18 protein-coding genes are annotated in these 22,732 nt (G+C 60.4%); 8 read left to right on the top strand and 10 right to left on the bottom strand.

What is annotated here, in order from left to right:
• Positions 1–7: 7 nt before the first annotated feature.
• From PMI25_RS09270 to groL, 3 genes are all read left to right on the top strand, one after another.
• Complete coding sequence (locus tag PMI25_RS09270) at positions 8–484, top strand: FxsA family protein (protein ID WP_007964004.1); 477 nt, start codon at positions 8–10, stop codon at positions 482–484.
• A 258-nt stretch (positions 485–742) separates the two neighbouring features.
• On the top strand, positions 743–1,036 hold the full coding sequence (locus PMI25_RS09265; RefSeq protein WP_007964006.1) for a co-chaperone GroES: 294 nt from the start codon (positions 743–745) through the stop codon (positions 1,034–1,036).
• 50 nt (positions 1,037–1,086) lie between these two features.
• Entirely contained in the window at positions 1,087–2,733 is a 1,647-nt protein-coding gene (gene groL, locus PMI25_RS09260) for a chaperonin GroEL (protein WP_007964008.1), read from the top strand.
• 260 nt (positions 2,734–2,993) lie between these two features.
• Here groL and PMI25_RS09255 read toward each other — a convergent pair whose 3' ends face one another.
• Positions 2,994–4,943 (bottom strand): LTA synthase family protein, encoded by a 1,950-nt coding sequence (locus tag PMI25_RS09255; RefSeq protein ID WP_007964010.1) that lies wholly within the window; start codon positions 4,941–4,943, stop codon positions 2,994–2,996.
• 203 nt (positions 4,944–5,146) lie between these two features.
• On the opposite strand from PMI25_RS09255, the gene colR reads away from it, so the two are divergent.
• The 5 genes from colR (at position 5,147) to PMI25_RS09230 (ending at position 8,861) form a co-directional block, all read left to right on the top strand.
• Positions 5,147–5,830 carry a two-component system response regulator ColR gene (gene colR, locus PMI25_RS09250; protein ID WP_007964011.1) on the top strand — a complete coding sequence of 228 codons (684 nt, stop codon included), beginning with the start codon at positions 5,147–5,149 and terminating at the stop codon, positions 5,828–5,830.
• Positions 5,820–7,103 carry a sensor histidine kinase gene (locus PMI25_RS09245; protein WP_007964013.1) on the top strand — a complete coding sequence of 428 codons (1,284 nt, stop codon included), beginning with the start codon at positions 5,820–5,822 and terminating at the stop codon, positions 7,101–7,103. The genes colR and PMI25_RS09245 overlap by 11 nt, the downstream gene beginning before the upstream one ends.
• 141 nt (positions 7,104–7,244) lie before the next feature.
• Positions 7,245–7,913 carry a class I SAM-dependent methyltransferase gene (locus tag PMI25_RS09240; RefSeq protein ID WP_007964014.1) on the top strand — a complete coding sequence of 223 codons (669 nt, stop codon included), beginning with the start codon at positions 7,245–7,247 and terminating at the stop codon, positions 7,911–7,913.
• 4 nt (positions 7,914–7,917) lie between these two features.
• Positions 7,918–8,631 (top strand): lipopolysaccharide kinase InaA family protein, encoded by a 714-nt coding sequence (locus PMI25_RS09235; protein ID WP_007964016.1) that lies wholly within the window; start codon positions 7,918–7,920, stop codon positions 8,629–8,631.
• Positions 8,632–8,633: 2 nt separating this feature from the next.
• Positions 8,634–8,861 carry a hypothetical protein gene (locus PMI25_RS09230; RefSeq protein WP_045122021.1) on the top strand — a complete coding sequence of 76 codons (228 nt, stop codon included), beginning with the start codon at positions 8,634–8,636 and terminating at the stop codon, positions 8,859–8,861.
• 165 nt (positions 8,862–9,026) lie between these two features.
• On the opposite strand, the gene PMI25_RS09225 is transcribed toward PMI25_RS09230, so the two are convergent.
• The 9 genes from PMI25_RS09225 to PMI25_RS09185 all read right to left on the bottom strand — a co-directional run bounded on the left by PMI25_RS09225 (position 9,027) and on the right by PMI25_RS09185 (position 22,728).
• Positions 9,027–12,062, bottom strand: coding sequence for a multidrug efflux RND transporter permease subunit (locus tag PMI25_RS09225; RefSeq protein ID WP_007964017.1), 3,036 nt, complete (start codon positions 12,060–12,062; stop codon positions 9,027–9,029).
• 13 nt (positions 12,063–12,075) lie between these two features.
• A complete protein-coding gene (locus tag PMI25_RS09220) occupies positions 12,076–13,224 on the bottom strand; it encodes an efflux RND transporter periplasmic adaptor subunit (RefSeq protein ID WP_007964019.1) in 1,149 nt (382 codons plus the stop codon).
• Between the two features lie 225 nt (positions 13,225–13,449).
• Positions 13,450–14,550 (bottom strand): DUF1513 domain-containing protein, encoded by a 1,101-nt coding sequence (locus tag PMI25_RS09215; protein WP_007964021.1) that lies wholly within the window; start codon positions 14,548–14,550, stop codon positions 13,450–13,452.
• A gap of 14 nt (positions 14,551–14,564) precedes the next feature.
• A complete protein-coding gene (locus PMI25_RS09210) occupies positions 14,565–15,629 on the bottom strand; it encodes an imelysin family protein (protein WP_007964023.1) in 1,065 nt (354 codons plus the stop codon).
• 26 nt (positions 15,630–15,655) lie between these two features.
• The gene (locus tag PMI25_RS09205) at positions 15,656–17,083 is read right to left on the bottom strand and encodes a di-heme oxidoreductase family protein (RefSeq protein ID WP_007964024.1); all 1,428 of its coding nucleotides are present in this window, start codon (positions 17,081–17,083) and stop codon (positions 15,656–15,658) included.
• A 276-nt stretch (positions 17,084–17,359) separates the two neighbouring features.
• Complete coding sequence (locus PMI25_RS09200; protein ID WP_007964025.1) at positions 17,360–18,703, bottom strand: imelysin family protein; 1,344 nt, start codon at positions 18,701–18,703, stop codon at positions 17,360–17,362.
• Between the two features lie 209 nt (positions 18,704–18,912).
• On the bottom strand, positions 18,913–20,964 hold the full coding sequence (locus PMI25_RS09195) for a putative bifunctional diguanylate cyclase/phosphodiesterase (RefSeq protein ID WP_007964026.1): 2,052 nt from the start codon (positions 20,962–20,964) through the stop codon (positions 18,913–18,915).
• A gap of 388 nt (positions 20,965–21,352) precedes the next feature.
• Entirely contained in the window at positions 21,353–21,949 is a 597-nt protein-coding gene (locus PMI25_RS09190) for a superoxide dismutase (protein WP_003227660.1), read from the bottom strand.
• Positions 21,950–22,125: 176 nt separating this feature from the next.
• Positions 22,126–22,728 carry a LysE/ArgO family amino acid transporter gene (locus PMI25_RS09185; RefSeq protein WP_007964027.1) on the bottom strand — a complete coding sequence of 201 codons (603 nt, stop codon included), beginning with the start codon at positions 22,726–22,728 and terminating at the stop codon, positions 22,126–22,128.
• Between the last annotated feature and the right edge of the window lie 4 nt (positions 22,729–22,732).

The raw sequence follows: 22,732 nt of genomic DNA, 5'->3' as shown, positions 1-22,732 counted from the left end.
ATCTTTGATGCGCCCTTTTTTGTTGCTCTTTCTGCTGTTTCCGGTGCTGGAGCTGTTCGTATTCGTCAAAGTGGCAGGGTCTATCGGGTTTTTCCCGGCCCTGCTGCTGATCATTCTCGGCTCGATGTTCGGTGTGTTCGTACTGCGCGTCGCCGGTCTGGCCACCGCCCTGCGTGCCCGTGAAAGCCTGAATCGCGGTGAGTTGCCCGCACAGACCATGCTCGAAGGCCTGATGCTGGCACTGGCCGGCGGTCTGTTGATCCTGCCGGGCTTCGTCAGCGACGTGGTCGGTCTGGTGATGCTGTTGCCGTTCACCCGTCGTCTGCTGGCCAATAAAATGCGCCAGCGCGCCGAAGAACAGGCGATCCGTCAGCGTGCCTTCGCCGACGACCTGCAACCGCGTGGCGGTCCTGCGCCGCGCCAGCCTTTGGGTCGTGAAGGCGATGTGATCGAAGGCGAGTTCGAACATCGCGACAGCAAGTAACCGCTGCATCGACACGGCACCTTCGGGTGCCGTTTGTTTATGCGCGGCATTCAAGGGGCAAATCGATGAAAAATTTTCTGCCCCCGCCCTTGTAATAAGCTTATGCGCCCTTATGTATCGGTCACCGAAAGGTTTCCGGCGTTGAGCCGGACAGACTTCCGCGGTTCGCTCGACGAACCGCAACCGGCGCAGGCCGGATTCGTTAAACCCGCCGGGACTACACCGGCCGATGAAAACCACAATTAGGAGAGATCGACAATGAAGCTTCGTCCTCTGCATGACCGCGTCGTCATCCGTCGCAGCGAAGAAGAAAAGAAAACCGCTGGCGGTATCGTCCTGCCAGGTTCGGCTGCTGAAAAAGCCAACCACGGTGTGATCGTCGCTGCAGGCCCAGGCAAGACTCTGGAAAACGGTGAAGTGCGTGCGCTGGCCGTTAAAGTCGGCGACAAGGTTGTGTTCGGTCCTTACTCCGGCAGCAACACTGTGAAAGTTGAAGGCGAAGACCTGCTGGTAATGGCTGAGAACGAGATTCTCGCTGTACTGGAAGGCTGATTTCCCCGCTCATTTTCCCGTTACTACAAAGTATTTAAGGAATATCGATCATGGCTGCTAAAGAAGTTAAGTTCGGCGATGCCGCCCGCTCCAAGATGCTCAAAGGCGTCAACGTTCTGGCTGACGCGGTAAAAGCGACCCTGGGCCCGAAAGGCCGTAACGTGATCCTCGAGAAGAGCTTCGGCGCTCCGACCATCACCAAGGACGGCGTTTCCGTCGCCAAAGAAATCGAACTCGAAGATCGCTTCGAAAACATGGGCGCGCAGCTGGTCAAAGACGTTGCCTCCCGTGCCAACGATGACGCTGGTGACGGTACTACCACTGCGACCGTTCTGGCTCAGTCGATCGTCAACGAAGGCCTGAAAGCCGTCGCTGCCGGCATGAACCCGATGGACCTGAAGCGCGGTATCGACAAGGCGACCATCGCGATCGTCAAAGAGCTGAAAGCCCTGTCCAAGCCATGCGCTGACACCAAGGCTATCGCTCAGGTTGGCACCATCTCTGCCAACTCCGACAACTCCATCGGCGACATCATTGCCGAAGCCATGGAAAAAGTCGGTAAAGAAGGCGTGATCACCGTTGAAGAAGGCTCGGGCCTGGAAAACGAACTGTCGGTTGTAGAAGGCATGCAGTTCGACCGTGGCTACCTGTCGCCGTACTTCGTCAACAAGCCGGACACCATGGTTGCCGAGCTCGACGGCCCGCTGATCCTGCTGGTCGACAAAAAGATCTCGAACATCCGCGAAATGCTGCCAGTGCTGGAAGCCGTTGCCAAAGCCGGCCGTCCACTGCTGATCGTTGCCGAAGACGTTGAAGGCGAAGCCCTGGCGACTCTGGTCGTGAACAACATGCGCGGCATCGTCAAGGTTGCAGCCGTCAAGGCGCCAGGCTTCGGCGACCGTCGCAAGGCCATGCTGCAGGACATCGCCGTTCTGACTGGCGGTACCGTGATCTCCGAAGAGATCGGTCTGAGCCTGGAAAGCACCACTCTGGAGCACCTGGGTAACGCCAAGCGCGTAACCCTGTCCAAGGAAAACACCATCATCGTTGACGGTGCTGGCGTACAAGGCGACATCGAAGCACGTATCGCTCAGATCCGTGCCCAGGTTGCCGAAACTTCCTCGGACTACGACCGTGAAAAACTGCAAGAGCGTCTGGCCAAGCTGTCCGGCGGCGTTGCAGTGATCAAGGTTGGCGCGGGTTCCGAAGTTGAAATGAAAGAGAAGAAGGCCCGCGTTGAAGACGCCCTGCACGCAACCCGTGCAGCCGTTGAAGAAGGCGTGGTACCTGGCGGTGGCGTTGCGCTGATCCGTGCTCTGGAAGCCCTGACCGAACTGACCGGCGACAACGCTGACCAGAACGTCGGTATCGCTGTGCTGCGTCGCGCTGTTGAAGCGCCGCTGCGTCAGATCGCTGCCAACTCCGGCGACGAGCCAAGCGTAGTCGTCAACGAAGTGAAGAACGGCAAAGGTAACTTCGGTTACAACGCTGCTTCGGGCGAATACGGCGACATGATCGAAATGGGCATCCTGGACCCAACCAAGGTCACCCGTTCCGCTCTGCAAGCTGCAGCCTCGATCGGCGGTCTGATCCTGACCACCGAAGCGGCTGTTGCCGATGCACCGAAGAAAGAAGGCTCGGCTGGCGGCGGTATGCCAGACATGGGCGGCATGGGTGGCATGGGCGGCATGATGTAAGCCAGCCTTACCCCTGTAACGAAAAACCCCGCCTGCGATGAGCAGGCGGGGTTTTTTATTGCCCGGATATCAGGCTTCACACCGTCCCCTGTAGGAGCGAGCCTGCTCGCGAAAGCAATCCCCCCGTCACTACATCTGTGACTGATACAGCGCATTCGCGAGCAGGCTCGCTCCCACATTGGGATCTGTATTTCCTGTGATAACCGGTTGCGCAAAAAAAAACGCCCCGGTGCATCAGCCCGGGGCGTTTCTATTGACGGTTACTGTTCGCTGACCTGGACAGTGCTGTCCTTCGCCGGCTTCCAACTCAGCAACTGCTGTTTGAAGCCATAACTGGCCGCCTGGTAATACGCAATGGCCCGGCTGACCAGCGGATCGTCGCTGCTGACTCGCGATTCACGGCTCTCGGTCAACGCATCGTCATGCCGGCGCAAGCCCTGGCGCGGGCTGAGGATCGCCAGATCCTTGCCGTCGAACAGGCCCAGATGCTGGTAGTTGCCGACCACCACGCGCGGTGGCAGCGGGTTGTCCTGCAACAGGTTGCGACCGAAGAACGTCGAGGTGTAATCCAGGTTGAGCAAGCCCAGCAGTGTCGGCGCCAGGTCGATCTGGCTGGCCAGTTGCGCGCTTTCGCGAGCTTCGATCATTTTCGGCGCGTAAATGAACAGCGGGATCTGATAGTTGGCGATCGGCAAGTCTTCTTTGCCGGCGCTGCCCGCGGTGTGGTCGGCGACGAAGATGAAGATCGTGTTGTCGAACCACGGCTTCTGCCGCGCCTGCTCGAGGAACCGACCAATCGCATAGTCGGTGTACTTCACCGCGCCATCACGACCGTTGCCGGACTTGATGTCGATCCGGTTGTCCGGGTAGGTGTAAGGACGATGGTTGGACGTGGTCATCAGTTGCAGCAGAAACGGTTGCTGCTTGGCGTAGTCGGCATCCGCCAGTTTCAGCGTCTGGCGATACAGGTCCTCGTCGGCCATGCCCCAGGCGTTCTTGAAGTGGATCTCGGCTTCATCGACGCTACTTTGGTCAACGACGCGATAGCCGTTGCCGCTGAAGAACGCGTTCATGTTGTCGAAGTAGCCGCGTCCGCCGTAGACGAACACGCTGTCGTAACCCACCGCGCTCAACTGCTGACCAAGGCTGGCGAAACCGCTCTCACGGCCGATGCGCTTGACGATCGAGCGACCCGGCGTCGGCGGGATGGCCAGGGTGATCGCTTCCAGACCACGGTCGGTGCGGGTGCCGGTGGCGTAGAAGTTATTGAAATACAGGCTCTGCTTGCGCAAGGCGTCGAGGTTCGGCGTCAGGTTGCGACCGTCGCCATTGCTGCCCAGATACTTGGCGCTCAGGCTTTCGATGGTCACCAGCACAATGTTCGGCTTGCGCGGCGTGCCCGGGTTGTCGATCACCCGGCGGATATCCTGCGGATCCTTGCCGATGAAGCGCGCGTCGCTTTCGCTCAGCTCGGAACGGATCTGTCTGGCGACTTTTTCAGCGGGCAGGCTCTTGTAGAACTGGGTGTAGTCCAGTTCATTGTTACGGAATGCGGCGAAGAACTGATACGGGCCGTTACTGGCCAGTTCGTTCTGGTAGGCATTGCCGCCCTGCGCACGCGGGGCGTCCTGACTGAGCAGTTGCAGGCTCAGACCCGCGACGATCAACAGGCCCAAGGCACTGAGCAGACGCCCGCGCAGCGCTGGCAGCGGGGCATTCATGGCGACATTGAACGGCTTGCCCAAAGCAAAACTGATCACCACGGCCAGCACGGCGAGGAGGCTCAGCAGCTTGCCGATCGGGTACGACTCGAGGACGTTGTTCAGCACTTCGTCGGAATACACCAGGTAATCGACGGCGATGAAGTTGAAGCGCACGCCGAACTCGTCCCAGAACAGCCATTCAGCCACCGCCACGAACAGCATGGCGAACAGGCTGACGGTCAACAGGGCGCGCAGGAACCCGCGATGTCCACGACGCCGCCACAGGCCCGGCGGGCAGAGCAGCAGGTACAAGCCCAGCGGCAATGCCGCGTAGGCCAGGAACCCCAGGTCGTACAGCGCGCCGATGCCGAACACCGAAAGGGCAAAGCCGCCGGCCTCATCCAGGTGAGTCAGCAGCAGTACCGCTCGAGTCAGAAGAAAGATGACCAGCCAGGCGCCAGTGATCAGCAGCAGAAAGCGCATAGGCGCTGTCTTGAAAGAGTCCATTGTTTCGTTTTCCTTATATCAATGGCGCGCGAGTGTCGCGGCGCCACTGTAGTCAGGTTGTGAATCGATAGTGAAAACTTTGTTAAATATTTAATTTGCCTGGGCAAATGGATTCGTGCGCTTGCCGGCCCTAGCCGTGAACCGGCGTTGGCCTTAAGCTGCGCGGGCCATGACGGCCGTTACTGTGTACGGAGGAAATGCCAATGCGAATTCTATTGGTCGAAGACAACCGCGATATCCTGGCCAATCTGGCCGATTACCTGGGGCTCAAAGGCTATACCGTCGATTGCGCCCAGGACGGCTTGTCGGGCCTGCATCTGGCCGCCACCGAGCATTACGACCTGATCGTGCTCGACATCATGCTGCCGGGGATCGACGGCTACACCCTGTGCAAGCGCCTGCGCGAAGACGCGCGGCGCGACACGCCGGTGATCATGCTCACCGCCCGCGATCAACTCGACGACCGCCTGCAGGGCTTCAAGTCCGGGGCCGACGATTATCTGGTCAAACCGTTTGCGCTGTCGGAACTGGCGGCGCGCATCGAAGCGGTGATGCGTCGCACCCAGGGCGGCGGTCGCCGTGCGTTGCAGGTCGGCGATCTGACCTACGACCTCGACACGCTGGAAGTGACCCGCGAGGGCAAGCTGCTCAAGCTCAACCCGGTCGGCCTCAAGCTGCTGGCAGTCTTGATGCAGAAGAGTCCGCACGTCTTGCGTCGGGAAATTCTCGAAGAAGCGCTGTGGGGCGATGACTGCCCGGACAGCGACAGCCTGCGCAGCCACGTCCACCAATTGCGTCAGGTGATCGACAAGCCATTCGCCAAGCCGTTGTTGCAAACCGTGCACGGCGTGGGTTACCGCTTGGCCGAGGGGCGTGATGGAGTTTAAGCAAAGCCTTTCTCAGCGGATCATCATTGCTTTTGCACTGATGAGTGCGCTGGTGGCCGGGGCCTTTGCCATGGGCATCGTGGCGACCGTGCACCTGGTGGAGGAGAAACTGATTTCGGCGGGGCTGGGCGGCGACCTGCAACGTCTGCTGCTGATGGACAACGTCTCCGACTGGAGCCATCGCCCGGAGCCGGATCAGTTGTTCTATTTCAGTGGCGGACCGGGTGATTTCGAACTGCCCAAGGACCTGCGTCACCTTGATGCGGGGTTCCACGAAGTGTTCCGCGAGCAGCTGTCGTATCACGCGATGGTCGAGATCGTCGACGGTCGTCGCTATGTCCTGCTGCAGGATCAAAGCGATTTCGAAGAACGCGAGCGCGTGCTGTTTGCCGTGGTGCTGGTGGGTTTTGTGCTCAGTCTGGCGCTGGCGGTATTCCTCGGCTGGGTGCTGGCGCGCAAAGTCATGGCGCCGGTGGTGCGCCTGGCACGGCAAGTGCGGCATCGCGATCAACTGCTCGGGCTGGCGCCGCCACTGGCACCGGACTATGCGGCTGATGAAGTCGGCGAACTGGCGGTGGCGTTCGATGCCACGCTGGGGCGCTTGCGTCAGGCGCTGACCCGCGAGCGGCTGTTCACCAGCGACGTCAGCCACGAACTGCGCACTCCGTTGATGGTACTGGCCAGTTCCTGCGAATTGCTGTTGGAAAATCCGGGACTGGATCAACGCGGGCGTGCCCAGGTCGAGCGCATCGCCCGCGCCAGCGAAGAAATGCGCGAACTGGTGCAGACCTTCCTGATGCTCGCCCGCGCCCAGCGCGAAGATGCCGGTTCAGCGCCGCAGCAGAACATCAGCCAGGTGGCCGATGGCTTGTTGAGTATCTGGCGTGAACCGATCGAATCGAAAGGGCTGCGGTTGATGTTCGAGCCGGGCCATCCACCGGACACCTGCTTCAACGCGACTCTGCTCAGCGCGGTGATGGGTAATTTGCTGCGTAACGCCTGTCACTACACCGAGCAGGGCTTCATTCGCCTGACGCTCAACGACAATGGATTTGTCGTCGAGGACTCGGGTGTCGGCATTCCCGAGGAAAAACGTGAAGCCATGTTCCAGCCCTTCGTGCGCGGCAATGAGAAGCGCGGCGAAGGCCTCGGCCTGGGCCTGTCGCTGGTGCAGCGGATCTGTGAAAACCAGGGCTGGGAAGTGACACTGAGCACGATGCAGCCCAATGGCTGCCGCTTTGAGGTGACGCTGGGCCGTATTGACGGTCGCTAATGGCCCTGCGCTATTGCTTTCTCACTGTAAAACCCTGTAATAGTTTGCCTGTTTACCTGACGTAATTTTCACAAATGGACGACCTGACGCTGACATGCCATTACCTATGGTAGGGGCATCAGTTATTCAGGAGTCCTGAAAATGAGCAGTCCGATCAAGCTCGATTTTTCCGAAAAGTATGATGACCAACATGCGCAAAAATATTTGCGCAAGCATCAGGACGGTCTCGGTCGTCGGTTGTCACATTGGCGGGACGAGCAATTGGCCCGCAAGGCGCTGACGCTGGCGGGTGAGCCAGGGTTGGTGCTGGATTTGCCCTGCGGTGCAGGACGCTTCTGGCCGTTGCTGGCGGAAAAACCCAATCGAGTGATCATTGGCGCGGACAATTCCGAGTCGATGATCAAGACCGCGATGCAGGCGCAACCGGCTGACGTGGTGAAACGGGTACAACCTTTGCACACGTCTGCGTTCGACATTGCCTTGCCGGATAACGCTGTCGACAGCATTTTCTGCATGCGTTTGCTGCATCACATCGGTGAAGCCGAACATCGGCGGACGATTTTGCGCGAATTCGAGCGTGTCACCCGTGACAGCGTGATCATTTCGTTGTGGGTGGACGGTAATTTCAAGGCTTGGAAACGCAAGCGCGCCGAACAGCGGCGTGGGCAGGAAGGTTACCAAAACCGGTTTGTGTTACCGGCTGTGACAGTAGAAAAAGAGTTCGAAGAAGCAGGTTTTCGCATTCAGGAACAACTGGACTTCATTCCGCTGTATGCCATGTGGCGGGTTTACGTATTACGCAAGAGGTAACAGGATGGCGGTGCAAATAGCAGCAGAAACGGAAGTCGCTCCCCAGGATCGCTTCGACTACTACTGGAACCAGCGCGGTGAATGGGTGGAAGAGCCCAACGTGCGCCGTGGCGGGGAAAGTGGTGTGCAACGAGTCGTGGGCCGTGACGGCCAGTTACTGTATGCCAAGCGCCAGACCGGACATATCTATCGCAGTTGGCTGCATCCTTTCGGCCGGCCGACAGTCTTGCGAGAGCTGGATGCCCTGACCGGTGTCAGCCGCCTCGGCGTACGCGTCCCGCAAATCGTCTTCTGCGGTGCGCAGCCGGATCCGCAACACAAGTGGCGTGCGTTGCTGGTGACCAAGTCGCTGGACGGTTTCGACGAACTCGAGAAGTGGGAAGCCGCCGGTGGCCGTGCCCAATATGGCGAAGCGGTTTACGAGCGCGTCCTCAAAGACCTGGCCGAAAACCTCGCGCGCATGCACAAGGGCCGTTGGCAGCACAGCTGCATCTACATCAAACACGTTTTTGTACGGGTGACCGGCGAAGGTGATGCGGCTCAGGTCGAAGTGGCATTGATCGATCTGGAGAAATGCCGTCAGCGTCTGACCGCTTATCGCGCGGCCTCCCATGACATGAAGCAATTGCGTCGCCATTCGTCGTTCAGCGACACGGACTGGAAAAAACTCGTCTACTTTTATGAGACGGCGTTTGGCAGCGCTATCAAAGGTTTATAGCGATGAAACTCGAAATTGCACGAGGTTTGTTTCTGGTTGGAGCCTTGGCAGTTGCTTCATTGGCGGTGGCGGCCTGGGAGCAGCCCCGCATGCAGGTGATCGGTGCTACCACAGGCGATGCTCACTGCGCAGTACCACGGGTGGCGAAAGCCTCCGTGGCGACTAAACCTGACCATGATTTGTTGCTGTTCATGTTCGGACTTTCTCAAGGGATGAGGCCACAGAATTGAACCGATTGAAGCCAAAATGAAAGGCCTCGCAGTTGCGAGGCCTTTTTTATTCCCTGGCCAACATGGATCCTCTGTAGGAGTGAGCCTGCTCGCGATGGCGGTGCGTCATTCACATCATTGTTAGCTGACAGACCACCGTCGCGAGCAGGCTCACTCCTACAAGGGTTATGCGGTTTCTTTCGGATCGGGTTTTGCCAGCAAGGTGTAGATACACGGCAGTACAAACAAGGTAAACAGGGTGCCGATCGACATCCCCGTGGCAATCACGGTGCCGATGTCAAAACGGCTCACGGCGCCAGCACCGGTCGCCAGAATCAACGGCACCATGCCGAACACCATCGCCGCCGTGGTCATCAACACCGGGCGCAAACGAATCGCTGCCGCTTCCTCGACCGCTTCGCGTGCGGTCAGGCCTTTGTCCTTGCGCAACTGGTTGGCGAATTCGACGATCAGGATCCCGTGCTTGCTGATCAGCCCGATCAGCGTCACCAGCCCGACCTGGGTGTAGATGTTCATGCTCGACCAGCCCAGGAACAGCGGAATCAACGCTCCGCAGATCGACAGCGGCACCGTCACTAGAATCACCAGTGGATCGCGGAAGCTTTCGAACTGCGCTGCCAGCACCAGGAAAATGATCGCCAGCGCCAGGGCGAAGGTTACCCACAGGGCGCTGCCCTCCTGCACGTACTGGCGTGAAGCGCCGCCATAATCGAAGGCAAACCCGGCTGGTGCTTCTTCGCGGGCGATCTGCAGCACGGTGTCGATGGCCTCGCCCATGCTGACCAGCGGGAATCCGGAAATCTTCGCCGCGTTGAGTTGCTGGAACTGGTTGAGCTGGCGCGGTCGCGCCCGGTCGCTGACCTTGATCAGGGTCGACAGCGGCAGCAGCTCGCCCTGGGTGTTCTTCACGTAGTAGTTGTTCAGCCAGCCGGGATTTTCGCGGTACGGTCGTTCGACCTGGGCAATCACCTTGTAGCTGCGGCCTTCAATGGTGAAACGGTTGATTTCCGCCTCACCCAGAAGCGTCGCCAGGGTGCCGCCCAGGTCGAGCATCGACACGCCCATCTGCGCGGCTTTGGCACGGTCGATATCGACCACCACTTCCGGTTTGTCGAACGCCAGGTCGAGGTCGACGAAGGCGAACTTGCCGGACTCCATGGCGCGTTTCTTGATCCGGTCGGCCACTTGCAGCAGCAACTCGTAGTCGTTGGCGGTATTGACCACGAATTCGAACGGCAAACCTTCACCGGTGCCGGGCAAGGAGGGCAGGTTGAAGCCGAAAATCTGCAGGCCGGGGATACTCGCCAGTTTGCCTTGGACCTCGGGCAGGATCTGCATCTGCGTGCGACTGCGTTCGTTCCACGGCTTGAGCAGGAAGCCGCCGATGCCCGCTTGCACGCCGTTGTAGCCGTTGATCTGGAACGAAGAGTAGTACTCCGGAAACTCCTTGAAGATCTTGATGAATTCGTCGGTGTAGGTGCTCAGGTAATCAAGGTTGGTCGGCTGTGGGGCCGTGGCCATCATGAAGATGATGCCCTGGTCCTCATCCGGTGCCAGTTCCGACTTGGTGAACTTGAGAAACACCGGGATCAGGCATAGCACGATCACTGCGAATACCAGCACCACCGGCCGCGTGTTCAATGTGCCGTGGAGCATGCTCTGGTAGCGGCGTTTCAGGCTGTCGAAAATGCGGTCGAGGCGGTGCGCCAGGCCACTGGGGTTTTCTTCGTGGCGTAACAGCAGGGCGCACATCATCGGTGACAGGGTCAGGGCGACGATCCCGGAGATCACTACGGCGCCGGCCAGGGTCAGGGCGAACTCCTTGAACAACGCCCCGGTCAGCCCGGTGAGGAAGCCGATCGGCGCATACACCGCCGCCAGGGTGATGGTCATCGACACCACCGGCATGGCGATTTCCCGCGCACCTTCCAGCGCGGCCTCCAGCGGTGTCTTGCCTTCCTCGATGTGCCGGTGGATGTTCTCCACCACCACGATCGCGTCGTCCACCACCAGACCGATGGCCAGCACCATCGCCAGCAGGGTCAGGAGGTTGATCGAATAGCCCATCATCTGCATGAAGAACATCACGCCGATCATCGACAGCGGGATCGTCACCACCGGGATCACCACCGAGCGCAGCGCACCGAGGAACAGGAACACCACCACAATCACGATCAGCACCGCTTCGAACAGGGTTTTCACCACTTCGTCGATCGAGGCCTGGATGAACTGGGTGGCGTCGTAGGCAATCTCGCTCTTGAGGTTGGGCGGCAATTGCGCCTCCAGCTCCGGCATCAGCTTGCGCACTTCCCGGATCACGTCCAGCGGATTGGCGCCCGGTGTGGCCTTGATGCCGATGTACACCGACGGCGTACCACCGAACGAGCTGATCGAATCGTAGTTTTCCGCGCCCATCTCAACCCGCGCCACATCGCTGAGCAGCACGCGGCTGTCGCCACTGACCTTGAGCGGAATCGCCGCGAAGGCTTCGGCGGATTTCAGTTCAGTGTTGGCGTTGATGCTGGTGACCACGTACTCGCCCTTCACCTCGCCAGCGGCAGAGAGGAAGTTGTACTGGCGCACCGCGTTGGTCACGTCGCTGGCGCTGAGGCCGAAACCGGCGAGCTTCACCGGGTCGAGCCACAGGCGCATGGCGAATACCTGATTACCGAGAATCTCCGCCTCGGCCATGCCCGGCAGGGTCGCCAGTTTCGGTTGGATCACCCGCGACAGGTAGTCGGTGATCTGCGGGTTGCTCAAGTCCTTGCTGAAGAAACTGATGTACATCAGCGCCGAGGCGTCCGCCGATTCCTTGCTCAGTACCGGGTCTTCGGCGTCCTGCGGCAGTTTGTTCTTCACCTCGTTGGCCTTGGCCAGCAGTTCGGTGAACAAACGGTCGGTGTTGGAACCGATGCGCGCGTAGATCGAGATCACCGAGAAGTTCTGGCGGCTGACCGAGGTCATGTAGTCGATGCCCTCGGCGCTGGCCAGACTCTGTTGCATCGGTTGGGTGATGTAGCCCTGAATGGTCTCGGCGTTGGCCCCGGGGTAGGCGGTGGTTACCGTGATCAGGGCGTTTTCCATTTGCGGATACTGGCGCAGCGGCAGTTTGCTCCAGGCCTGGAAACCCAGCAGCACAATCAGCAGGCTGACCACGGTGGCGAGCACCGGGCGGCGGATGAACGGATCGGTAAAAGCCATGGGGATTCCTTGATCAGTCGGCGCGAGGCGGACTGTTCTGCTCGCCGAGGGTCTTGTCGTCGCTGATGGCAATGTGTGCGCCGTTGTCCAGTTTGATCTGGCCGGCGGTCACCACTTGTTCGCCGCTCTGCACGCCCTTGTTGATCATCACCAGGCCATCGCGCCGCTCACCGGTCTCGATGAAACGGCGTTCGGCGATCAGTACCGGCTGGCCCTTGTCGTCTTTTTCGACGCTGCCGTCCTCGGCCTTTTTCTGCCCGACCACGTACAGCGAGTTGCCGTAGAGGGTGTAGGTGATCGCGCTTTCCGGGACCACGATGTGTTGCTGCGGATCGGGCAGTAACACGTTGAGGCTGGCGAACATCCCCGGCAGCAATTTGCCGTCGGGGTTGGCCAGGGTCGCGCGCACCAGAATATTGCGCGTGGTGCTCTCGACAATCGGGTTGATCGCGCTGATGGCGCCGGGGAAATCCTGTCCGGGATAGGCGGCGACGCCGATCTGCACCGGTTGCCCGATGGCCAGTTTCGGCACCGATTGCTCCGGCACATAGAAGTCGGCGTAGAGGCTGCTCAGGTCCTGCAGGGTGGCGATTTTGGTGCCGCTGGCGAGGTAGTCGCCGACATCTACCTGACGGATGCCAATGGTGCCGCTGAACGGCGCGAGGATGCGTTTTTTCGCCAGCGAGGCGTTGAGCTGGTTGACCGTGGCCTTGTTCTTTTGCAACACGGCGGAGAGACGGTCGTACTCGCCTTTGGAGATCGCGCGGCTGTCGACCAGTTGACTGCCGCGACCGAAATCCAGTTGCGCCAGACCGAGGTCAGCCTTGGCGGTTTCCAGCAGGGCGGTCTCGACCGCGCTGTCGAGTTGCAGCAATGGCTGCCCGGCCTTGACCTTCTGTCCGGATTCGAATTTGAGTTCGGTGACGGTGCCGGCGACTTCAAGACTCAGCTCGACGCCTTGCAAAGCCTTGAGCGAGCCGACGGTGGGCAGGCGCATCTGCCACGGTTGTTCGGTGGCGCGGGCCACGGCGACGCTGATCGGCGGTTTCGGTTTGGAGAAGCCCTGGATCATGGTGTAGATCGAAAAGGCTTTATACCCGCCCAATACCAGGACGACCAGCAAGACAACACCCAACATGATCAGCATGCGGCGACGCAGCATATTTCCAGTTCCTTGGATAAATCAGGTGAGACAGGCGGGCACATTACTCCGAGTACAGGGGGGATTCCAACTGGCAGTTATTACAGTGACGACGAATAAAACCCCTGTGGCGAGGGAGCTTGCTCCCGCTGGACTGCGCAGCAGTCCCATGCTTTTGAATTAAAAAGCGGGGCCGCTTCGCGCCCCAGCGGGAGCAAGCTCCCTCGCCACAGTTACAGCGTTGATTCACGCCATCAGGTGCAGATGGTTGTCCCAGAGCCCCGCCGGCAATTCCAGCGGTTTGGCCAGCAGTTCATCCTGGCGGCAATCGTAGTAGCGGCAGCGGCCCTGACCGGAGGTCACGACAAAACCATCCTTCACCGCGCCGACACCCGCGCAATCGGGCAGCGGCGCGTCGAGACGCACTTCGCCGCTGTCCAGGTCCCAGATGAAGAAGCGGTTTCCACGCGGCGCAGTCAGCGCCACCAACCGCAGCTCGCTGTGCACTGCGACGCTGGCGGTATAGTGCCCCATCGACTGCAACTGATGCTCCGGCACCGGGAATGCCACGAAGGGCTGGCCCGGACGCTTGATCGCCAACAGCTCGGAACGCTCGTGCGAGGCGCCCATGAATTGCTGGCCGGCGACGATGGTGCCGTCGCTGGCGATGCCCAGGTGACGCACGCTGTTCATCTGCTGGGCGAGGGTTTCCTTGCTCAGCAGGGTGCCGTCGCGCTGCATCAGTACCAGGCTCGGTTCCATGGCGTTGAGGTTCATGTCGACGCGGCTTTCGGCCTCGGTGCGGATCCCGCCGTTGGCCACCACCAGGGTTTCGCCATCGGGCATCCACGACACCTGATGCGGGCCGAGGCCATGGGTGGAAATCTCGCCGCTGTGCACCAGCCGCTCGCCTTCGAACTTGTACACCCCGAGCAGGCCACGCCCCGGATCCGTGGTGTCGTTCTCGGTGGCGTACAGGTATTCGCCGTCCTTGTGCACCACGGCGTGGCCGTAGAAATGCCGGTTCGGCTGCGACGTCACGGTTTGCAGCAACGTCCCGTCGCGCAGGTCGATCAGGTAGCTCTCGGTACCCGGGCGGCGGGCGACGAACAGCGCGATCGGCAGCGTCGGATGGTTGATGATGTCGTGGCAACGCTGGCCGACCTCGGTGGCGAACACCCGGGTGCCGTCCAGCCGATAACCGACGGCGTAATGCTTGCCGTCGGTGTCGTCGCGCGCCGAGAGCAACAGCGGGCTCTGATCCTTGCGCTTGAACAGCGTCCAGCCGCCCAGTGTCACTGCTCCCAGCAGCAAACTACCTAAAGTCAGAGCCTGGCGTCGCAGCATGGCACTTGCCCTCATCAGTCACCGTCGTTGGCGTTGAAGCCCAGTTGGATGCCCAGCGCCTTGGCCAGTTCGCCTTCGTGCAGGCGATGGACGACGTTGAGGCTGTCGTAGAGATCGTTGAGCTGCTGGCGACCAGCGTCGTCCTGGAGCATTTCGGTCAGCGAGCGCTGGCTGCTGTCGAACAGTTTCAGCGACGCGGCGTAAGCGGCGTCGATCTTGTCCGCCAACGGTTTCTGCTCGGCCGGCAGCAGACCACGCAGGCCTTTGTTGTCGACGCCTTCCCAGACGGTTTTGGCTGCAGCGAGACTGGCTTCCAGCGCGGTCAGCGACGACTGGCTACGCCATGCATCAGCCTGGAACGGCTGCGGCACGCCTTTGCTCTGACGGCCCATCGGCGTGCCGAGTTTTTTCTTCAGGGTATCGAGGGCGGTGACTTGCACGCGCAGCAGATCGGCAATGGCTTCGTGGGAGTCGGCGTAGCGTTGGTTAGGGAATTTGCTCATTTGCGCGAGCATGCCGTCGGTGTTGTTCCAGCTCTGCAGAATTTCTTCGGCCAGTTGCTTCTGGCGCTCGCCGATGGCGATCAGCAGTGGGCAGTATTTGGCTTTCTGCTCGGCGTTGGTGACGTCCGGTTTTTCATCGAACAGGATGTATTCGTAAGCCGACAGACCCTGCACCACGACGCTGGATTTGGCCAGTGCGGCGGCGTCGATCTGCGGCTGGGCGATCACCAGTTGTTCGACCTGACGGCCAACCAGGTTCTTCTTGTCCGGCCAGAACTGCACCTGCCACGAACGGTTGCCCTCGGCCAATGGGCCGATCAACAGCGGTTGCAGCTCGGCCCAGGCTTTCTGCGCATGCAGGAAGTCGGCGCGGGCGGTTTCCAGGGTTTCCTTGCCCTGACAGTAGGCGAGGGCGCTGACGGCCAGTTGCTTGTCGGCTTCGACCCAACGGGTATAGGTCGGCAGGATCACCGATTTGGCGATGGCCGCCGACGTGACCGCTTGCGGATCCTGCGGCGAGCAGGCGCCGAGGGCGAGTGCGGCAAGGCTGGTGAACAACAACTTGGGACGGAACATGTCGGGCTCCCGATTCTTTTAAGTGTTTAAAGTGAGTTCAAGAACGCCAGCAGCGCAGCACGCTGCTCGGCGTTGAAAGACAAAACCTGTTGCTGCGCCTGCTGCGCTTCGCCGCCATGCCAGAGCACGGCTTCGAGCAGGTTGCGGGCGCGGCCGTCATGCAGAAACTGGGTGTGACCACTGACTGCCTGCGTCAGGCCGATCCCCCACAACGGCGGGGTGCGCCAGTCGCGGCCGGAGGCCTGGAATTCCGTACGGTTGTCGGCCAGACCGTCGCCCATGTCGTGCAGCAGCAGATCGCTGTACGGGCGAATCACTTGATTGGCCAGTTCAGGTTCGGCGGCGTTGGCGGCGGTGGTGTATTGCGGGGTGTGGCAGGACTGGCAGCCAGTCTGAAAGAACAGGTTCTTGCCGGCCAGCACCTGTTCGTCGTTGACGTCACGGCGCGCGGGCACCGCCAGGTTGCGGGTATAGAACAGCACCAGACGCAGGATGTTGTCGCTGACTTCCGGCTCGCCGTCCGGGCCGTTGCCGTTCGGCGCCTGTTTGCAGGCGGTTTGCGCGTCGGTGCAGTCATCGAAGGGTCTCAGGCGGGTGGTGAGGCCCATATCACCAGAAAACGCGTGAACATTTTGTTGATTAAGATTCGGTTGCCCGGCTTTCCAGCCAAATCGACCCATGACGGTCTGGTGCAACGCGTCATCCCAGACCTGATTCGGTCGACCATTGATGCCGTTGTTCTCTTTGGCTTGCGCGGTGGCGTTGGCGAGGATCGCTTCTTCGGGAATGGCTTCGAGCAGGCCGAGGCCGATCATCGGCGGCGCGACGCGGGCGGAGAAACGCGTGTCCGGGTGCATCGGACCGTAGCCCAACTGAGTGAATTGCAAAACCGGTTTGCGCAGTTCGACTTCGGTGCCGTCCTTGAAGCGGACCGGCACCGGCGTGTACTCGACGCGCACCTTGCCTTCGGGCGTGACCCCGGGCACGGCCATGTCCTGGAACTGCCCGCCGTAGACCGGCTCCGGCACCACGCCGAGTTGCTCGATGACCTTGGCGTAGGCCGGCGAATCGGGAATCGACAGGCGCACCAGCATCGACACCGCGTTCGCCGCATCGGGCGCTGGCGGGTGGCCACGACCATCCTTGATGTGGCAGTTCTGGCAGGCGTTGGTGTTGAACAACGGGCCGAGGCCATCGCGGGCAGTGGTGGTCGACGGGGCGATCACCCAAGGGCTGCGGAAAAAACTGTTGCCGACACTGAAATCGACCCGACGCGACGGTGGCAGGTTGGCCGAGGGCAGGGAGAACGCATTCTGATCGGTCTTGCGCACGGTCGTTGCACCGCCCGAACGCGCTTCACCCGGCTCGGCCTTGGTAAAGCGCGGGGCGTCATCGCAGGCACTCAGGCCCAGGGCCAGAAACAGTGCGGAAAAGCGAAGCGGCAGCGAGGGCATCAGACATCCTGCGGACGGGCGAAAACAAAGGCGCAAAGTCTAACAGGGCGAGTGAATTTGAATAAGAGGAATTATCGTTTGCTTGATATGGCGCAAGCCTCAAGACCAATGCAAAAACCTTGTAGGAGTGAGCCTGCTCGCGATAGCGGAGTGTCATTCGACTAATTTCTGGCTGACACACCGCTATCGCGAGCAGGCTCACTCCTACAGAGGGCCGTGTTTGGCAGGCATGAAAAAGGCGACCCGGAGGTCGCCTTCTTGTGCAGCCAGCGTTGATCAGAACTCGTGATCAGCGTTGTCCGGGTTCAGGTCGCTGATGCCCAGCTTGCCGGCAGCGGCTTCGATCGAACCGGTCTGTTTGACCAGCGCGGCGATAGCGTCACGCACGATCTGGTTGCCGGCGGTGTTGCCCGCAGCGATCAACTGGTCGTAGTGCTCACCCTTGTTGGCGTGATCGACCATGACCTGGATCTTCGCTTCGGTAGCGGCCAGATCGGCTTTCAGCGCGTTGTCGGCAGCCGGGTCGGCCTTGGCCACCAGCGACGACAGGCTGGCGCCGGTCAGCTTGGTGCCGTCGGTGCGGGTGTACTCGCCCAGGTACACGTTACGAATGCCTTTGGCATCGTAGAAGTGCGAGTTGTGAGTGTTGTCGCTGAAGCAATCCTGTTCGTCTTCCGGGGAGTTGGCTTCCAGCGAAACCTTCATGCGCTCGCCCGCCAGTTCACCCAGGGACAGACTGCCCATGCCGAACAGCATTTTGCGCAGGCCGGATTCGGCAGGCTCGGCTTCCAGGGTGGCGCGGTAGTTGTCAGCCACGTTCGGCTTCCAGTTGCCGACCATTTCTTCCAGATCGCTGACCAGCAGTTGGGTCACGGCTTTCAGGTACGCACGGCGACGATCGTTGTGACCGCCGGTGGCGCCTGCGCCTTCCAGGTAGTCCGAAGCCGGACGGTTGCCGGCGCCCGGGCCTGTGCCGTTCAGGTCCTGGCCCCAGAGCAGGAATTCGATGGCGTGGTAGCCGGTGGCAACGTTGGCTTCGGAACCGCCCAGCTCGTTGAGGCTGGCGAGTTTTTCCGGGGTGATGTCCTTCACGTCAACCTTGTCTTCGCCGACCTGCACTTCAGTGTTGGCGATGATGTTGGCGGTGGCGCCCGGGTTGCCCAGTGCGTGTTCGTAGGATTTGTCGACGTAGTCGATCAGGCCTTCGTCCAGCGGCCAGGCGTTCACCTGACCTTCCCAGTCGTCGATGATGGTGTTGCCGAAACGGAACACTTCGCTCTGCAGGTAAGGCACGCGCGCAGCGACCCAGGCAGCCTTGGCGGCTTTCAGGGTGTCGGCGTTCGGCTTGGCGAGGAATGCGTCGACGGCAGTTTGCAGGGTTTTCGCGGTGGATTCGGCATCGCTGTAAACGGCGAAGACCATGTCGGCGTAGTGCGCGACCACAGCCTTGGCGGCGGCTTCATCGACTTTACCGGCAGCGGCAGGTGCTGGCGCGGCAGCGGTGCTGGCGGCCGGCGTCGGCGTGGCCGGGGCGGCAGCCTTGTCTTTGCCTTCGCCGCAACCGGCGAGGGAAATAGCGATGGCCAGCAGACTGGCGGTAGCCAGAGGCATACGAATCATGGCGAACATCCTGCTTCGGTAATGGAATGGACAGGGCGCGGGGGTGCGCAAAGCTGCGACATAATGCAAATCTTTCGCATTATGTGTAAAGGGTTGTGGCTGGAAATATTTCTTGTTTACGCAGATCAAAAGATCGCAGCCTGCGGCAGCTCCTACAGGGGAATGCATTCCAAAATGTAGGAGCTGCCGCAGGCTGCGATCTTTTGACTTTATAAAATAGCCGCGTTGCTGCGCTGGGCCTGCTTGAGATAAGCGCCCAGCTCCCGGGCCGGCAGTGGCTTGCTGTAGTGGTAACCCTGACCTTCGTGACAGCCTTCGGAGATGATGTAGGACTCCTGCTCGGCGGTTTCCACGCCTTCGGCGATCACCTGCATGCCCAGGCTTTTGCCCAGTTGGATGATCGCGCGAACGATGGTCGCATCGTCGTCGTCATCCAGCAGATCCTGGACGAAGCTCTTGTCGATCTTGATCTTGTCCAGTGGCAGGCTTTTCAGATAACTCAGCGATGAATAGCCGGTGCCGAAGTCGTCGATGGCGATCAGCGCCCCGGAGCGGCGCAGGCTCAGCAGATGCTGGGCGGCGGTGCTGATGTCTTCCATCAGGCCGGTTTCGGTGACTTCCAGCTCGAGGCTGCGCGGCGGCAGGCGGTAAATCTGCAACAGGTTGTTGACCACCCGCGGCAGCTCGGCGTGGTGCAGCTGCACGGTGGACAGGTTGACCGCCATGCGCAGATCGACGAAGCCCTGATCATGCCATTCGCGCAATTGCTTGCAGGCCTGATCCAGCACCCACTCGCCGATAGCGATGATCGTGCCGTTCTGTTCGGCCAGCGGAATGAACAGATCCGGCGGCACCAGACCGTGTTCCGGATGCTGCCAGCGAATCAGCGCTTCAACCCCGACCACGCGGTGATCGCGGTAGCTGATCTGCGGCTGATAGACGAGGTAGAACTGGTCGCGAATCAGCGCATCGCGCAAGTCTTTTTCCAGTTCGCGGCGCCGGCGCATCTCGCTGTCGACGCTGGCGATGTAGAACTGATAGCGGTTGCGCGAACGAGTCTTGGCCAACGTCATGGTCTGCTCGGCCTTCTGCAACAGCTTCTCGGTGCTGTCGCCGTCCTCGGGGAACAGGGTGATGCCGATGGTCGCGCGCAGGCGGATTTCCTGATGGTCGAGGGCGAACGCCGCTTCCAGATCATCGAGGATGCTCTGCGCCAGCTCCGCCGCTTCATAAGGCTGTTCGATATCGGCCTGCACCAGGGCGAACTGGTCGCCACCCAGGCGGGCGAGGGCACCGAGGCGACCGCTGTGGGCGCGCAGGCGGTCGGCCAGCGCCAGCAGCAACTGGTCGCCGGTCTGGTAGCTGAACTGCTCGTTGATCCCTTTGAAATCATCCAGCCCCACGCACAACACCGCGACCCGGCGTTGCAGCTTGCCGGCGTCGACCAGAATCTTGTCCAGTTGCTGCTGCAATTGCTGGCGGTTCGGCAGGCCGGTGAGGAAGTCGTACTGGGCCATGCGCAGCAGGCTGTTTTCCGCTTCGTGGCGCAGATGGGTGTTGCGTTCTATCGATTCGAGCAACTGGTTGGCGGTGTTGATCCAGATGCCGAGTTCATTTTTTTCGTGACCCTTGAGCTGTGGAATCTTGTGCTCGCTGGGGCGATCGGGATTGATTTCGGTCAGGTGCTCGATGATCCGCGACAGCGGCTTGGTCAGCAGCCAGTGATAAACCAGATACAACACCAGGCCCATGGCCAGGGCGCGCAAGACGCCGGAAATGAAAATAATTACCGAACTGACGATGAAACTCTCGCCATAGGTGGCGGTGTCGAGGGTGATGCTCAGGTCGCCGTAATACTCGCTGTACGGGCCGCGACCGACCAGTTGGGTGGTGAAGGTGCGTTCCTGACCGAGAATCAGATCAGTCAGCCAGCGGCTGTTGGAGTGCTGCAACTCACGGGATTTTTGCGCGAGCATCGCTTCGTTGGGATGGCCGATGGAAGCCTGGCGCACGGCGTCGTCCTGGAACAGGCCTTCGATCACCTGCATGCCCATTTCCCGGTCCAGGCTGTAGACCGCCTGAGTCGAGGGATCGCGGAACATGTCGAGGATGCGCTGAGCGTCGCCGGCCACCGCCTGGCGGGTTTTATAGGCATCGAAAACAATCTGGGCGCAGCTCAAGACTACGCCGACGATCAATGCCGAAAGGAGCACGACCCGGAGCAACTTCACCGACAAGCTGTTCTTGAGTTCCAGCTTCAAAGGGTTATTCCTTGTTCCGTGCGGGTAGCGTCAAGTTGCCATGAGTATTGGCAATCCCGTGTTGGCAGTCAAAGGGACAATCAAGCCTCGGAACATTTGCCCGTGGCCTTGGCCGAAATACTGCTGTCTGGAGTCTCAGCTCTATTTGTACTGTGTCGGTAGTTTCGCCCCTCAACTTGAGCGGTGTGGAACAAATTTTCGTTGATTTGATGGTAGCCCGCTGTGCTGCCCCGGCAAGTGGCCGGAGCCAGCGTTCATCGTGAGAAAAACGCTATTCCCTGTAGGAAAACAGAGGCGCCATAAATTGTGGCACGGTGCGGCAGCTCCTACAGAAATCAAAGGCATAAAAAAACCCGGCATCAGCCGGGTTTTTTATCTGGTGCGCAGCTTAAGCGGTGAAGGTTTTGCCTTCGAACTGCTCGGCGACGAACTTCCAGTTGACCAGGTTCCAGAACGCTTCAACGTACTTCGGACGCAGGTTGCGGTAGTCGATGTAGTAAGCGTGTTCCCAGACGTCGCAGGTCAGCAGCGGGGTGTCGCCGCTGGTCAGCGGGTTGCCGGCGCCGATGGTGCTGGCCAGGGCCAGGGAACCGTCAGCCTTCTTCACCAGCCAGCCCCAGCCGGAACCGAAGGTGCCGATCGAGGTTTTGCTGAACTCTTCCTTGAACTTGTCGAACGAACCGAAGGCTGCGTTGATCGCTTCAGCCAGTGCGCCAGTTGGTTGACCGCCGGCGTTTGGCGCCAGGCAGTTCCAGTAGAAGGTGTGGTTCCAGACCTGAGCGGCGTTGTTGAAGATGCCGCCCGAGGAAGTCTTGACGATCTCTTCCAGGGTCTTGCCTTCGAACTCGGTGCCTGGCACCAGGTTGTTCAGGTTCACGACATAGGTGTTGTGGTGCTTGTCGTGGTGAAATTCCAGGGTTTCCTTGGAAATGTGCGGCTGCAGGGCATCGTGTGCGTAAGGCAGCGGCGGCAATTCGAAAGCCATGATGATTCTCCTAATCAGGTCTGTTGCGGTGAGCGCAAGGCCGATCACGGGCGGCCAGAAATGCACCGACGAGTTTTTACTCTTTGCGGCGCAGGGTTCGGATCATAGCACCGGGGTCAAGGCTTAACCACGCAACAACTGTGTGGGATAGAGGTTCCAGAGCTGTTTGGAATAAATCACTGCGCCAATATCAATTGCCCTGCGACTGTAAACATCATCACTGCCACCAGAAGATCAAGAATCCGCCAGGTACTCGGTCGCGCCAGCCACGGCGCGAGCCATGCGGCACCGAGGGCGAGGGTGAAAAACCACAGCAGCGAGGCACTTGCCGCGCCCACGACATAAGCGCCCGGCACTGATTGCTGCGCGCCGAGTGAGCCGATCAGCAAGACCGTATCGAGATAAACGTGCGGGTTGAGCAGGGTCACTGCCAGCGCGCTGAGCATCACCGCGCGCAACGAGCGCACGGTGTGGTTTTCGCCCTGATCCAGACTCTGTTTCGAGAACGCCCGGCGCAGCGCCTGGCTGCCGTACCAAATCAGAAAGACGGCGCCGCCCCAGCGCGCCACCGCGAGCAATGTCGGGTTCTGCGCCAGCACAGTGGCCAGACCAAACACCCCGGCCGCCACCAGCAGCGCATCGCACGCGACACACAGCGCCGCGACCGGCAGGTGATGTTCGCGGCGCAGACTCTGGGCCAGGACAAAAGCGTTCTGGGTGCCGATCGCCATGATCAGCCCGAACGCCACCAGCAGGCCGTTCACATAGCTTTGCCACATAAAA

Origin of the sequence: Pseudomonas sp. GM30, from assembly GCF_000282275.2 — a bacterium.
In the GTDB taxonomy this organism is placed as follows: Bacteria; Pseudomonadota; Gammaproteobacteria; order Pseudomonadales; family Pseudomonadaceae; genus Aquipseudomonas.
Note: the sequence above shows the minus strand (reverse complement) of the source record. Positions and strands in the feature narration are given on the sequence as shown.